The following is a 15,425-nucleotide window of genomic DNA, read 5'->3' on the forward strand; positions in this document are numbered from 1 at the left end:
CAACGTCCCCTCCCTTTGTATCTTTCTGTCTCTATTATATGTTTTTCCCTCCGTGGGACCATGGTCCATATAAATGAAAGTTATTTTCAAGTATAGATCGTTATTTTACCAACTGCAGCTCGCTATTGAAATAGTAACTTTCGCCTGCTTCGGCATGAAGGATCGTTCTTTGTTTGCCCCAACAAATGGTGAACGTTCCTGCAGAGAAAGTATGAATGTTCGTAGAAATTAACTGTCCGTTCTCCCAGACGATGTCAACCTCGGCATTCCCTTTTGCTCTCAGTCCGGTTATTGAGCCTGTGCTCCATGCCTGTGGCAGCGCTGGGAGAAGGTGAATCTCGCCCGCATAACTTTGCAGCAGCATCTCCGCTACGACAGCTGTACCGCCGAAATTTCCATCAACGACAAAAATATTACTCTCTGCTCCAGCAATTCCGGATTTGGAATAGGTGAACAGATTATCGAAGCACAGGCCGCCGATCAAATGTGAGAGGTGTTTATATGCCGTCTCCCCATCATGCAATCTCGCAAAACCCAGTCCAAACAAAGCAGCTGTAAATTCAACATCCTCCAACTCTTCCTGGACCATGCGGTTCTCCAACGTTATCCGTACTGCCGCACTGAGTTCCGGTGTATGGTCAGGTGTAATCTGATTGTCTGGATATAGCGCATACATATGAGACAAATGCCGATGCTCCGGCTGCGCCTCCTCATAATCCTCCAGCCACTCCTGTAACTGCCCTTTCTTGCCGATCTGTAGAGGTGGAAGCTTGCCAATTGCTTCTTCGAGCTTGCGTCCGAGTTCTTTGTCTTTGTTCAAAAGTTCAACTGAATTAAGACAAAATTCAAAGAGCCTGCGCACCAGCATCTGGTCCATTGTCGTTCCCATGGACAGCTGTTGTACCCTTTCTCTCGAATTACCGGGATAGAAATGGTTCTCCGGCGAATTGGAAGGACCCGTCACCAGCCAACCGTTCCGAGGATGCTCACACATGTAATCCAGATAGAAGGCCGCGGATTCTTTAAGTACAGGATAGGCCACATTCTCTAGGAAAACACGATCCTGACTGTACTCATAATGCTCAATCAGGTGTGTAGCCAGCCATAATCCGCCTGTAACGTTCAGCCCCCACGAGGTTTCCCATCCAGGCAGCGTAAAGCCCCATACATTGGAGAAGACATGAGCGACCCATCCGTCGCATCCATATACGTTACGAGCCGTTTCCCTGCCCGCCTGTGCCAGATCCTCAATATACCGAAATAACGGAAGATGACTCTTACTCAGGTTCGTAATTTCTGTAGGGAAATAATTCATCTGAGTATTCACATCAAGGTGATAATCACAGCTCCAGCCCATTCGGCACGCTTCACCATCATTCCAGATTCCCTGGAGATGGAGTGGCAATGGAGAGTTCTTGCGAGATCCCGCAATGGTCAGATACCGTCCATATTGGAAAAACAAGGCGAACAGCTGCGGATCTTCATCCCCACCACTCTGTTCCAACAAACAAATACGCTGATCTGTAGTGAGGCCGGACTTCCCCTTGACCCCGAGCTGAATATCTACCTTGTCAAATTGCTCACAGTAATCGCGGATATGGTCCTCCCTCAGTGAGGTATAACCTTTATTTAAAGCTTTCACCAGCGTATAATTGCTCTCTGTTTTCCAATCCGAATCTGTACGACGATAATCCGTGCTTACACTAAAATAAATCCAAGCCTCATCCGCTCCGGTCACGGTCAATCGGTTTCCATCTTTCCTAGCGATGGTCCCCCCGGATACAACCAACTTCAACAGGCCCTTAGCCCATACACCGCAAGTTCCATCACTATGTACATTTTCCGTTGCCTGTCCTTGGAATTCAAGCGTGTTGTCATCTAAGACTGCAACCTTGAATGATTCCGTTCCCCCTTCCAAACCTAGCGTAAAGGATACGCCACCAGGAGCTTCGCTCCAAATTCGGGAGGCCACTATATCATCGGCGTGAGAAGCGTAAACTTCACGTCGAATCGTGGTGTTGTCATCTTTCCAGAACGCCCCAGCCAGTGCATGAGTCAGATCCAGCTCACGTTGGAAGCTTCCAGCTTCATCAGAACCCGGATTCCTCTTCTCAAAATCAATAACAACTTCACATAATCCAAGATGGGTGCCGAAATTACGCTTCTTTGGCTGCAGATGCTGTTTGACAAGACGATCCCCTTCATCATAATCACCCGAGAAAAAATAGCTGCGCATCTCTTCCAATGCAGCCTTGCCTCCCGCCGGAGGATACTCCGCGTCAATCTGTCCTGACCAGTAGGTAACCTCACTCATACTCCACACCTCACGATGCGAAGACGCCATAACCACTGCTCCTATTCTACCATTGCCCAGCGGCAGGCCTTGAGACCAATCCACAGCAGGTATTGAATACCATAAAGTAAAATCGTTCATATCATGTCCTCCAGTCCCCAAACAAATAAACGCGCGATCTGTGAGATACAAAAGCGCGCGTTTGACTTTGTTTTTATTTTAAAATCGATCATGGTTCCGCTTAATTATTTGACTCCGATCCGTTTTCCTTCACGGTCAATCTGAAGATTTTGGATTCCGCCGGTTCCAGCGAGACAATAAGCTCTCCAGACGTTTCCCCTTGTGAGCCTTCCCACAGATCTTGCACATTGTATAGGGCATTGGCGTTTAGCCCGGCCCGTTTCAGCGAGATGGATTTCTCCGCAGCCTGTGCAGCATCAAAGTTGAAGACGGCGAGATAGAAACTCTTTTCTTCCAGCGATTCGAGGACAAACACGTCAGAAGACAGCTTCCCCAGATCACCTTCAACTGGACGGAAGGTTTTGCCCATACGAGCAACGTTCAAAATATCCGTGTTACCAAGCCAAGCTCTTGCCCGTTCGGCAGCTTCCTCTTTGCGGAAGTCATCTCCGAGCAGGAGCACCGTTCCGGCAATAACTGAAGCGGTCAGGCGGCTGCGTCCTTCATGCCAGCCGGTAGCTTCCTGATTGAAGCTCTTGTATAACACGGAATGATCCGGATCATTGTAGCGATAGAGCGTATTGCTCATCCACCAGCCGTGTGTCAACGAGTTCAACAGATATTCAGTATCCGCAAGTGTACCGAAGACATCACAGGAAATACGGCGGCTGTGGGCAAATGCATACGGAAATAATGGAGCGATGGACAAGTTTATGAAAAATGGCCGTCCGATTACTTCTGGCGAGAGTTTATGCTGCAAATAAGACATGCCATAGTGATAAGCCGCAATCCCTGTTGTAATATCCGGATTATGGTGCTGTCCTTCCAGCGAGCCATGTGCCAAGAAATCCAGTTTGATATATTCGAAACCTTCCGCGATGAATTTGTTCGTGAACCAGTCGATTCTTTGCAAATTGCCAGGATGTGTCGGGTCTATCGCCAGACCACCGTCTACATCTGGCAGGATTTCGCCCTCACTGTCACGCAGCAGGATATCTGCATAGGTGTACTTGCCGTTCGTTCCTTCGACCGCCTGACCGAACTGATCAGGCCCTCCCCAGAAGGCAAATGGAGTCCAGTACGTTCCCGCTCTATGTCCATTTTGCCGCACCCGGTCCAGTGCACTCTTCATCTCTACCGGCGTAAAGTTGTCCCAGAACGCATCAAAGTTGATATATAACGTATCCTCATTCTCGAATCCAAGCGGCTGTACTTCATTTTTCAGAAAATCGCTGGTCGCTGTATACAAATCATAGTCCAGATCACTCATGGCCGCAGACCAGCTGTTCCATCCGATCGGGACACCCCCCTCCCAAGGCAATTGAGCCTCAATCCAGGTATTCGCCTGACCGTAGGCTTCAAGACCTTCACGGTAGTCTTCATAGAATCCGATGAATACCAGGGGGGATTCAACTCTCTTTCCCTCCACATAACCATGAGGCTGGGAATCGCGAGTCAGTTCACTCACGGCACCGCCGTACAGATCAAGTCCCTCGATATGTCCGCTTTTTTCGCTTTGCATACGAATCCCTGTTTTCCATACCTTATGCGTAAGGGAGCCCAACACAATTCCCCTGCGGCTGTCGGGCGCGAACAAGGCAGTCACCTCGTAACTCTCCACATCCAGTGGCGGCTTGACCACCGTATATCTGACCCATTTGTCGTTATCAAACGGTACGCGCAGAATGCTCGGTTCATCCTGGCCGGATTCTCCACCGATTGATATGGTTTTGGATTGGATCACAGCCATCCGGTTCGCTTTAAGCTCTTCATCCCCGACTATAGCGGTCTGCACCAGTACAAACGGTGAGGATTCATACATATAGAAATGCTGCTCCAGCTGTGGCAGCAACGAAGCTTTATGCAGAACAACCAAGCGGATGCCTTTTCCAAAACCTTCTCGAACAATATCTTCCTGTTCCTTCAGCTCATGGTTCTGATAATGATCCGTGCTGTATTCCCGGCCCTGCCAGCGAAAAGCACTACGAATGCCCTTCACATGGGAAGAATGGTTGCCGATGCAGGACGCTTCACCATTTTCAAGATTGATCTCTAGACTCACGTGCCCGTTTGTAACGCTTACAAGATTAACATTCTGTTGCTGCACTTGTACGGCTGTATCGCTAGTTAGCATCATATGCCTCCTTATTGTTGCATGCTGTGCCCTGAGCGGAGCCGGTTATGTCTCCCATGCCCAAGTCTGCCCTCATTATAAAGACCGAATAGAGCATTTTCCATGCAACGATCTTCCGATCCATAACGCGATTTAATTCAATTTAACCTTCTAGGTATGGTTGAACCCGGACTGACCGCTGTTACGCCTTCCGCTGTCCGGAATTTATGCTCCGGCGAAGTTGAAGGTGAAGTCCCAAGCTGAAGCTTCGCCCGATCGAATAGCAAACGGTAATCCGCAATATGTGAGTAATCATGCTGTCATATGGCTTGGCTACCGCCTCATTCAGAAATGAACTTGCCCGTTAGCTTAATGGATTAACGCGGAATAACGATTAGATATATACCTAATGGAAAAGCTGTAAAAAAGCAATTCGGATTAAATCCGAATTGCTTTTTCTTTAAATACTGTGCTCCGGTACCGCCAGCACAAAAGTATAGATCGTCACCTGCCTCATCGTATTCAGATAACCCAGTACTTACTTATGTCCTTGTCCTTCGACAAGAGTTGCAGCCAATGAACTACATTATCAAGTCTAAATTTAAACGACCGATTCCCAGGTAGAAATATTGGGAATCGGTCGTAAGCCAATTTTAGAGTATGAGATTTCAGGTTCTCCAGTTTGCCCAGCATCTGTTCTTCATTCGCTCTACGCGAAATCGCAAATTACTGTTCTTTATACACGCGTACATAATCCACTTGCATAGTTGCCGGAATATCGGAGGCGTTCGGGGTACGGCCGCCGTCAAAGTTTCCGCCGATTGCCAAGTTCATAATGAGGTAGAACGGCTCATCGAAAGGTGCATTCGGATTATTCGGTGCAGCTGCGGAATACCACTGCTCGTTAGTGACTTTATAGAAAAACTTGCCGTCCACATACCATTTAATGTTGTCCTCTTCCCAGACTACCGAGTATACATGATAATCATTGGCAAAAGTTTGCCCGGCCGGGAAGTGATAATCGCCGCCCGAATACTGGTTCCCTGGCCATTGTCCACCAAAGTGTATGGTACCGCTTACTGATCCAGGCAGACGGCCTCTCGCTTCCATAACATCAATTTCACCTGATGCAGCCCAAGTGCCATATACCGAATCTTTTGGAAGCATCCACAGTGCTGGCCATACACCATCACCTGTAGGAAGCTTGGCACGAAAATCTACTCTGCCGTATTTCAAGGATAGTTTATCCTTGGTGTTAATCTTTCCCGAAGAATACTGTGCATACCGATTCGGGTCTTGTGGGAAAGATTTGCTGTCGTTCATGGCTTTGATATTCAGCTTTCCGTCCTGTACATATACATTTTGGGCGCTGTTTGTGTAGTGCTGCAGTTCTGCATTTCCCCATCCCCAAGTAGCGGGATCGTTGTTGAGATAATATCCTGTTTCATAGTTCCATTTGCTTGTATCCAGCGTAGTTCCGTTGAATTCATCCTGCCAAATGAGGTTCATGCCCGAGATAGCCGGGTCGGTTGGTGTTCCGAGCGAGATATCCTCTTGATCGGATACATCCGGACGCGGAGCATTTGGATTGCCGATGAAAGTATAGTTGACGAAGTTGTTGCCAATATTTCCACCCGCCTGTCCGTTCAGCGGATATCCGATACGGATCTGCATATTTTCTTGGATTGGCTGGAACCAAAGACCATGGATATAATCGGCCCAGTAACCCCACTGGTTGGCATCGGACATATTGTTATACCCATTACCGGAGTATGCAAATTTGCTCTGGCTGGAGTTACTCAAATCAACCCATTGCCCATTCATGTTAATTTGGTATACAAAATTGCCCAGTTCCTTGGCGATTGGCGCCCCTCCATCAATTTTGGGAAGCGGAACCCCAATGGAACCATTCGCATCTGCTGTGAAGGTTGTTCCTTCGTATGGCGTAATGACATATGAATTTCTTGTAGGTTCATTAAACGTAATGGTATAAACAAGATTAGTCGAAGAAGTCTTTGATTCTAATTTGACATTGATCGACTCCGTTACGTTAAACCAGTACCCACCGCCGCCATCCGTGAATTGGCCAAAATTGTGATCGTAGATCCAGCCGCTGGCTGCATTATTGTCAATATCAATCCAGGTGCTACTGTTTACAGGTTTGACATACACCTTCAAATCATCCGCAACAGCTTCATAAGTGACCGCAGGATTATTGTTGAACGTTGGATATGTAAAGCCTGCACCGCCTGTGAAACTTGCTGTGATTTGTGGACCTTGTGTCGGATTCATCGCTGTGATGGTTGTTTTGTTGATGTTTTGGAATACAAGTTGATACTCCATCTTAACACCATTCGCTTTGGAGTATAGCTGAATCTCGGTTGTTGCGGAGAGGGTGAACCAATAACCATTGAAGCCGCCATCGCTCCAGTGCCCCCAGTTTTGGTTATAGATATAACCGCCTGCCTGGTCGATATCAACCCAGTTGTTGCCCACTTTTACATTAACGCCCACATCACTGTGAACATCATTCCATGTCGCGGAGCCTCCATTGAATTTAGGCATAACAAATCCGTAGCTGGCCTTGCCAACCCCTGATTTTGAAATAACAGGCCCGTCTGCTGATGAGAAGTACTCCATTGAGGTTACGGTAGTTCCCGCTGCCTGAACCTTTGAAGCTGGCAGTATGCCAATACTAGTCAGCATCACAACCACAAGGAACATACCGAGTACCTTTTTCATAAACCGTTTCGCCGTAAAGTGAGATGGTTTCATAATTGCCCTCCTTTAATAGAATAATAGCTTCTCCCAATCCATGCGCATTAAGGAAATCGCTTACATATGGGAATATCTTTATTCTATCCAATAGGTTAATTTGCTGAAAAGGTACAATTGTTTTTGTGGTATCCCATTTTTTTGGCTTTTGATTCAATCTGCCTTCTGCCGCATCATCTGTCGGTACTCTGTGGGTTGGATCTGCATCACAAGTCGGAACGCGCGTGTAAAGCTTTTGTAGCTTTCATATCCAACCATAGCAGCCACCTCAACAATTTTATAATCGGTTTCGGCGAGAAGACGCCGCGCTTTATCCAGACGCACATCTCGTAGGTATTCAGCAAAACCTTTACCAATATTCTTCTTAAACAGATTTGAAAAATAAGCATAATTAAGCGATACATGATTGGATACCATCGCGAGGTCCAGCGGTTTGTGGTAACTCTCGTGTATAAAACGAATGGCTTCATTTAGATCCTGCGAATGGCGATAGCTACACTTATAGTCATAATATAACTGATTCAGCCGAAGCAGCTGCTGTTGCAGTGCTTGTATATACTCACGCATCCCTTGATAATCAAAGAGATTATGCAATGATTCAAGGTCCAGCACTTCTTCCCCCATATAAGGGTGGATAACTCGTTCGTATTCCTCCATCATCTGGACGGTGGCGGCGCAGAGCTGTTGGGTATAGCGAATAGGATAACGTTGCAGCACCTTTTTATGAAATATTGCAGAAATACCCTGAGTAATTATTCCGCTGTTATCCGTTCCAATCGACTGGAACAGTTCATATAAGTCTTCATAGGGAAGTTGCCACTGCTGTTCCATATGCTCAATATGTGCTGGGAAGATACTATACTGATCAGGAAACAGGTAACTGTGGCGATAGAGCTCAAGCACTTGGGTATAGCTGTCTGGTAGTTCTTTTAACCCCTGAATCGGGTTAGTCATGGCCGTTATGGCATCGATCTTTCCTTCCTTGAGCGCTGCAGGCAAAACACTTGGATCTATGGACGCATCCACCGCAAGGATCAGGTATGGGCGATGTTGCAGGCAAATACAACCTTGTCTGCCAAACACACGATAAGCAATGGCTTCCATGCTATGGGCGCTGCTGGCTCCGGGCTGGTTCATGCAAACTTCTTCCCGCAGCAGGGCTAGGCGATAATTACGCCATAATGCATCATTTTGTTCCTCAATCTGAAGAATCCATGCGTCATCACATAACGCACCTTGCATAAACATTCTTAATTCTTTACGATCGGTCTCTTGGGCGAGACGGGATACACGCTGCATATTATGCGTAAGTGCCTGCCGTGTCTGGATCTCTTGCCATACATGCTCCAGGGAATGTTGCAGATCCTCTCGCTTCAAAGGTTTGAGCAAGTAGCCCTTTGCCCCAAGCCCGATCGCTTTTTGGGCATATGTAAAATCACTATAACCGCTGATAATGAGGTATTCCACATCCATGTATTCCTCTTTGGTTTGAGCCATGAGTGCCAACCCATCCATATCCGGCATCATAATATCGGTAATCACGATGTGAATGCAATGCTGCCGCAATAGGGACAGCGCCTCAATCCCGCTCGCGGCACAGTATATGTTGTTCAGCTCCAGAGGAAATTGATGCAGCATGGCCTGCAGGCCGTCACGAATGTGTTTTTGATCGTCCACAATCAGGATATTAATCATGCTCTACCACCCTCCAAGATTTACATTTTCCCAAGGCAAACGTATCGTTACGCAGGTATATGCACCTTGCACACTATCAATCCACAGACCGCAATTCTTGCCATAATGAAGCTGCAACCGCTTATTCACGTTTTCCAAACCAAGTCCGTTCCTGCTAGTCACCATCGGCGTATCCGACTCGCTCCGCAGTACTGCCTGAAGACGGTGTAACATCTCAGGCTCTAACCCCTTTCCGTCATCTCTTATGTTAATGAAAAGCAGACTGTCATTCTCCACAGAAAAGGTAATCTCTATAGTTACCCTACCGCCTGAAGGTGCCCCGTGATGAACTGCATTTTCAACGATAGGCTGCATACACATCTTGGGAATGGCATAGCGAAGTATCTCCTGAGGAAGATCCGCCGTCATAACGATACTGCCGCCTTCCATAAAGTTGATAAATTCAATATAACTTTGGATATTGGCGAGTTCCTCATGAAAAGCAACGGTATCGCTACGCCACTGCATGCTGTAACGTAGCTGGGACCCCAACGACACCAATGAATTGGCTATCGCAGGCTGCCTCTGTACCTCTGCCACCATACGGATCGATTCCAGGGCGTTATATAAAAAATGAGAATTAATCTGCGAATGCAGGGAGTGCAACTGTGCGTTTTTGGCAATTAACTGCTTATCCACGACCTGTGTCATTAGACGTTTGATCTCATGTAACATTTTATTGTAATTCACCGCCACCTCATCGATTTCATCCCCTCTTTCGTTCTCATCAAGGCCTGTATCAATCATTGCATCCAGCTCGCCTTTTCGTACCTGACGCATGGATATCAGTACGCTGTCCAACCGCCGGAAAATACGCCGTGTCGTTTGGGATACGAGTAGCATAATCAGCAGCAATACACATAATGTAATCGTTACCACAAATGCATACCAACTGCGCGGCCCCTTCATCAATGCCTGATGGGAAGCAATCTCAACCACATAAGTGTTCAACGGAGCGATGTATCGATACAATGCATAGAAGCTCTGATCTCCCACCTTAACCTGAAGCGGGCTTTCCTGCGGCAATTTATCCAGCTGGCGATGAATACTGCCAAGGATATCCTCCATCCCCTGCCCGTACTTCTCAGAAAACTCATGCTGGGGATTGTAAACATACTGGGGAGGATCGCTTGCATTCATCAACACCGAAAAGAATTCCCCCTTGCTCTCCTGGAGCAGGTCGCTGAAAAACATGCTGTGCGGGACTCGCACTTCCATAATACTAGGGCGTTTTTGTTCCTGCCCTTGAAGGCGAACCAGACGATAGTAGGATAATGTGTGTTCACCATCCCTAAAAGAAAATAAACGGTAAGCCGCACCACCTTCGTCCCGAAGCTTTACCCAATAATCCTGTGGCCAAAATTTCTTATAATGATAGATTTCAGGCCAGATTTCATACAAGTTTGGGTTATCGACGTAAAAGCTAAGCTCACTGATCATCGCATTGCTTTGAATGATATTAAGCATTTGCTCAAACTGGTTTTGCTTAAACTTCACCAGACGCAGTCCATCCACAAGCATATTGGAATGAATAAAATCCACAAATGACTTTTGAGTAAGGGCTGTATTGGAAGCGTTCTCAATCATGTCCATTCTTCTGCGCAATTGTTCATTCAGCCATGAAACGTGGCTGTTGCCCGTTGCCATAGCATCCTTATATAGCTGGGTTTCTTGCATGCGGATATACACGAAGGATATCAAAATAACAGGTATGGCAATCATCAGGCTAAATGCCAGAAACAGCTTTTGGGATATACGGGCATTGCGATAAAGCTTCCTCAATCTCGTTAGCAGGTATTTCATTCTGATGTATTCACCACCTTTGTTATACCATATATTACTATTTAGCTGATCGTTAACAATGTAGTAGGGAATGGTTATCTGGCTATCTTGGCTTTCCTCAGTTCCAGTTCAGCCTGGCGATATTCCATCACCTGGTTAAAGCCATAGTTCACACGACGTATCAGAAAATTTTCAAAAATTTTGTCAAAGGCAGTTTCATCCTTCGCTGTAATCAGTTCTGGCAGCACTTCTTCCCAATTCTGAGAAATACGTGACCAGGCTAACGCTATATCGGAATCCCCTATAGGATCTAGTCCCTTATAGATGCCGCTGTCCAGATCGGCCTGTTGGTTGGCGAACTCCTCCATTTGCTTAATGGATGGGGTATTCTCTGGTCTCCACTTGTTAACGAAAGCAGGGTTTCGCAGCATCCAGTAGGTATCCATAATGCCGTATTCCTTTTCCAGCCGCTCCCTATCCGTGTCATGCAACTCAACCATTGCCGCCGTCAACTGCGGTTTGCCGTTCTTCATCGCCCAGGTTTCACCTTCTTTGCCCAAAAATAAATCCCTTTGGCCTTCTTCGCTGGTCAGATAGGTCAAAAATCGAATGGCCCGTTCAGGGTTTTCCGTGGATTTGCTAATCATCGTAACCATCCAGCCATCCATGCTGCCGGGAAACAGTTTGGCGGATTCTCCCCTGCTGCTCCGGGGTCCATCTACAGCAGTATAGTATGAACTCTGATTCGTAAGGCCTTCCAATTTCGAATTGAGGTCCGATATGTCTGTCCATTCCCGAATCATCATAAAATATTGGGCTTGGTTGGTTTTTTCCTGCACCTGTGCACTGGAGTCGACCAGAAAATCAACATTAATCAGGCCCTGCTCGTAAGCGATACGAAATGTTTTCAGCCACTCAATATAATCCGGATCTGTCATTCGGTCGTATACTTTACCGTTCTGTTCATGGGGGATCGCAAGCAGATTTTGCAAATATTCGGTCATCCCATAGGATGCATTCCCCTGTGCCCAGAACGGACTGATTAGCTTGCCTTTATAAACAGAATATTGATTCTTCAGCAATTGCAATGCATTTAGAAAACCTTTCGGTGTGGTAAGGTCCGGTTTGCCCATCGACTCATACAGATCTTTACGTACGAGAAAGGTTTGGTTCGCTCCCGTCAAGCCGGTTGAACGCATCTGTTCGGGACTGTACGCATCATTGGGGATGACATAGGTATGGCCGTCTTCCTGCCGATACCATTGCAGAGCACCATCACCTGCTACCTTGTAAAAGTAAGGATCATACTGGTTGGCTAGCTCATCCAGGGCATAGATGAGATTACTCTCCCGAAGTTTGTTAACCGCACTCTCCCAGGAGCCGATGGTTATCAAATCCGGCAGACTACCGGTCGTCAACATTCGTGATAACATCTCGCTTGGTTCACCAGTTGATACTTCAAATTCGATATTGACCCCTGTTTTTTGGGTGACATATTTGGAAGTCAGGTTCTCACCCCAAGTGTGCCCGTACCATTCGGCTCCAATGAACCACGTTAGATTCACGGGGGTGGTATCCAGCTTCCATGACGGTTCTTCCAGATTCAGATTAAGGCTCTGTATCTGCTCCGTGAAGTCAGCCTTTGTCGAAGCACCCCTATCTTCCGATTGCTCTGACTCAGAACAAGCAGACAAGCCTGACATCAGACACATCATCAATAAGGCTATAATAAAAGGACTTCGAAACATGAACACCTAAGTGCCTCCTTCCTATACTGGCGATCTCCAATCCCCATCTGCATCAGCATTCATACTAGTGGTGGTACAACCGATTTTACTACCCTTGGATTAAAATGGAAATGGTTTAATGGTCGATTTGCAGATGATCCGCAACATTCCCCCTAACGAAACATAACTTGTAATAGATCAATGGAAGGGAGACCAATTCGTGTATTTAATCTGGATACTTATTGTCGGTGGGCTAATTGGCTGGTTAAGTGGAAATCTGATTGGACGGGACGTGCCGGGAGGCGTACTTGGAAATATCATTGCTGGCTTTGTTGGATCGTGGTTAGGGTATGAACTGTTGGGACCGAGGGGGCCGGTGGTGGGTGGATTTCATATCATACCCGCGATCGTCGGGTCGATCATTGCTCTCTTGATTTTCTATGCTCTGGCGCGCGCTGGAGCGTTCCGAAGACGTTAAAAGGCGGAGACGACAAGTTTTACCCAATTGATTGGGTATTGACGTAAAGCTTCTTTCGCCACCTTTGCATCATCTTCTTCACAAAGCATAGTTTCCACCCGGTAGTCGAATAAGGCCGCCGATCCTGTTGATCGGCGGCCTCCTTTGGTTTTATGGAAATTAGAATCCACCTCTAGAATGAATGATTTGTCCGGTGATCCATTGAGAATCGTCACTTGCCAGAAAAGCAATCAGACGGGATACATCTTCAGGAAGACCGATCCTGCCCATCGGAAATCCCGGTAGCAAAGCTTTTTTCACTTCTTCCGACATCCAACCCGTATCGGTAGGACCGGGATCAACCGCATTCACAGTAATGTGAAACGGAGCCAGTTCAGCAGATAGACATTCGGTAAAGGTGGAGACAGCGCCTTTTGTTGCGGCATAAGCGAGATTGCCAGGCATCGGCCCCTTACCTTGACCAGACGTGAGGTTGATGATCCGGCCGCCGCAAAGGAACTGACGGCCGGCCAGTTCAACCTCCAGCATACGCGCAAATTCGGCCGATAGCATGAACGTACCTCGAATGTTCATGGCGCAGTGCGCATCGATCAGTGATGCACTCAATTGACGAAAATCAGCTGCTACGCTGTAGGTAGCGTTGTTGACGAGAATGGTCGGCAGCCCGAGAGCTGACCTGCATGCATCAAGCAGTCGCGCTGGAGAATTGGGATCGGTAAGATCGACCTCCATATGTGCTACCTTAATGCCATAGGAGCGAAGTTCTTCGGCGAAGAGATCCGGCCAGTTCTTGTCGGCATCTCCCGGATTCTCTGTCTTATCGTAATTGTACAGATGGGTATAGAACACATTAGCGCCTTCGTGCGCCAACGTGCGGCAGACGGCGGTTCCGATACCTCCGGGGCGGCTTGTGCCTGTCACGATTGCGGTTTTTCCATATAGTTTGGTCATTTTATTTCCTCCGTTTAATAAGGGAGGGAGAAAACCATTTTTCATTGGAGATGGAATTATCCTAGGTATAACAAAAAGCGGATACATCAAGTATCGCGCCAGGGTTTCAAACGGTTCCTCGCGTCCCTTGAATGATTGCAGATCGGCATAACAAACGAGGCGTGTGGTTATAACCAAAACACCAAGTCGAGCGATCCAATTTAGATAACCATTACAAGGAAGTCCACATTGTCCGGCGAGTCCCCTTTCCTACATCTCCACTTCAAATATTACGAGTCAGAATCAATTACTGTCAAGATAATAAATGCATGGGATTACAGTTCCAGTGGAAATACCTCCTAGCGTTGAAGCTGGTCTCTTAATCATAATCCATCCTGTAGTCAGTTAATCGCTCAAAAGAAACTCACTTCTACACTTAGATATTTATCTAATCGGAAATGGGACCATGTTCTTGTCCCACGACATTTTGGGTTATTAGCCAAAGGTTTATTATCAATCCTCTTTAATCAATCTTACATGGTCTAAAGGTTTCATGTGTAGCTTCATACTCTTCTATTAATCGGATTTTATTTCCATCAAATCTAATCATTGATATCCCATCAAATGAATTAATTCAGAAAAAAAGAGAATGTACATAAGTCACACGAGTGCATCTCCACTCGTTATTCTATCTCCTTACTACCTCCTCAATCATTGTAGATAATTATTTTTTCTCCATTAAACTAACCTGCCCGTTAGTTTAATGGCTTGGTAAAGAAAAGGCATCCTGTATCTTGATAGCCTAGCTTCCTATAAAAGTGTTGGGCTCCTTCATCACCGTTGTTGTTAGACTTTAAAATATTGATATATGACCTCATGTCCATCCTCTTTCTCTTCCTTTTCATAAAATTCTATATCTAATGATTTATATACGTTCTTCCAAAATTGAATTGCAGGGCTATTCGTTTTTATTTGACCAATAGCATACCTCCCAGAAAGTTGTTTTAATTTTAGCAAAGGAAATCTTAATAAAAATATATAATAGATAATTCAGAATCATTTTTTACACTCACAAAAAAATCACACCATAAGAATACTGATGTGATTTCTATATCTTATATTTTTGAATAAATAATCTTTTTAATACTATCGTTAGAAAGACCGCATTCTCATTGGAGTCATACGTGTAAGTCGTACTCGCGAATTACACTCCCAGTTCTAGAGTAATCACCGTAAGTGCGCAACTGTTCCCCGGTATCTGCCACGAAGTTAGAGTTTAGCGTATAGTTAGTCGTATGGCCATTTGCATTTGTTACGTCTGCTGTACGAGCAGTCACAAACAGAGGTCAATTCCTCGGAAAATAGGTACGCTTCTTAAAAATCTCATTACTTACATGTAATTTAAAGTTTTAG

Annotated in this window: 8 protein-coding genes; 1 reads left to right on the top strand and 7 read right to left on the bottom strand. The window is 46.2% G+C overall.

The annotated features are described in order from the left end of the window. Positions 1-100: 100 nt before the first annotated feature. From QF041_RS03995 to QF041_RS04020, 6 genes are all read right to left on the bottom strand, one after another. Entirely contained in the window at positions 101-2,434 is a 2,334-nt protein-coding gene (locus QF041_RS03995) for a glycoside hydrolase family 95 protein (protein WP_307412192.1), read from the bottom strand. 100 nt (positions 2,435-2,534) lie between these two features. Beyond that, positions 2,535-4,610, bottom strand: coding sequence for an alpha-galactosidase (locus tag QF041_RS04000; protein ID WP_307412195.1), 2,076 nt, complete (start codon positions 4,608-4,610; stop codon positions 2,535-2,537). A 702-nt stretch (positions 4,611-5,312) separates the two neighbouring features. After that, positions 5,313-7,361, bottom strand: a complete 2,049-nt coding sequence (locus QF041_RS04005) for a glycoside hydrolase family 16 protein (RefSeq protein WP_307412199.1) — start codon at positions 7,359-7,361, stop codon at positions 5,313-5,315. A 153-nt stretch (positions 7,362-7,514) separates the two neighbouring features. Next, the gene (locus QF041_RS04010) at positions 7,515-9,056 is read right to left on the bottom strand and encodes a response regulator (RefSeq protein ID WP_307412203.1); all 1,542 of its coding nucleotides are present in this window, start codon (positions 9,054-9,056) and stop codon (positions 7,515-7,517) included. A gap of 3 nt (positions 9,057-9,059) precedes the next feature. Continuing rightward, positions 9,060-10,898, bottom strand: a complete 1,839-nt coding sequence (locus tag QF041_RS04015) for a sensor histidine kinase (RefSeq protein WP_307412206.1) — start codon at positions 10,896-10,898, stop codon at positions 9,060-9,062. A 74-nt stretch (positions 10,899-10,972) separates the two neighbouring features. Continuing rightward, positions 10,973-12,625, bottom strand: a complete 1,653-nt coding sequence (locus tag QF041_RS04020; protein ID WP_307416889.1) for an extracellular solute-binding protein — start codon at positions 12,623-12,625, stop codon at positions 10,973-10,975. A 199-nt stretch (positions 12,626-12,824) separates the two neighbouring features. Here QF041_RS04020 and QF041_RS04025 point away from each other — a divergent pair, with 199 nt between their 5' ends. Continuing rightward, complete coding sequence (locus tag QF041_RS04025; RefSeq protein WP_036613911.1) at positions 12,825-13,082, top strand: GlsB/YeaQ/YmgE family stress response membrane protein; 258 nt, start codon at positions 12,825-12,827, stop codon at positions 13,080-13,082. A gap of 159 nt (positions 13,083-13,241) precedes the next feature. Here the strand turns inward: QF041_RS04025 and QF041_RS04030 are convergent, their stop codons facing one another. After that, complete coding sequence (locus QF041_RS04030) at positions 13,242-14,033, bottom strand: SDR family oxidoreductase (protein WP_307412209.1); 792 nt, start codon at positions 14,031-14,033, stop codon at positions 13,242-13,244. Between the last annotated feature and the right edge of the window lie 1,392 nt (positions 14,034-15,425).

This window comes from Paenibacillus sp. W2I17 (genome assembly GCF_030815985.1).
GTDB lineage: Bacteria > Bacillota > Bacilli > Paenibacillales > Paenibacillaceae > Paenibacillus.

Coding starts and splice junctions, on each gene's coding strand:
- QF041_RS04030 (WP_307412209.1), bottom strand. CDS start 14,033: ATGACCAAACTATATGGAAAAACCGCAATCGTGACAGGCACAAGCCGC.
- QF041_RS04000 (WP_307412195.1), bottom strand. CDS start 4,610: ATGATGCTAACTAGCGATACAGCCGTACAAGTGCAGCAACAGAATGTT.
- QF041_RS04005 (WP_307412199.1), bottom strand. CDS start 7,361: ATGAAACCATCTCACTTTACGGCGAAACGGTTTATGAAAAAGGTACTC.
- QF041_RS04010 (WP_307412203.1), bottom strand. CDS start 9,056: ATGATTAATATCCTGATTGTGGACGATCAAAAACACATTCGTGACGGC.
- QF041_RS04020 (WP_307416889.1), bottom strand. CDS start 12,625: ATGTTTCGAAGTCCTTTTATTATAGCCTTATTGATGATGTGTCTGATG.
- QF041_RS04015 (WP_307412206.1), bottom strand. CDS start 10,898: ATGAAATACCTGCTAACGAGATTGAGGAAGCTTTATCGCAATGCCCGT.
- QF041_RS03995 (WP_307412192.1), bottom strand. CDS start 2,434: ATGAACGATTTTACTTTATGGTATTCAATACCTGCTGTGGATTGGTCT.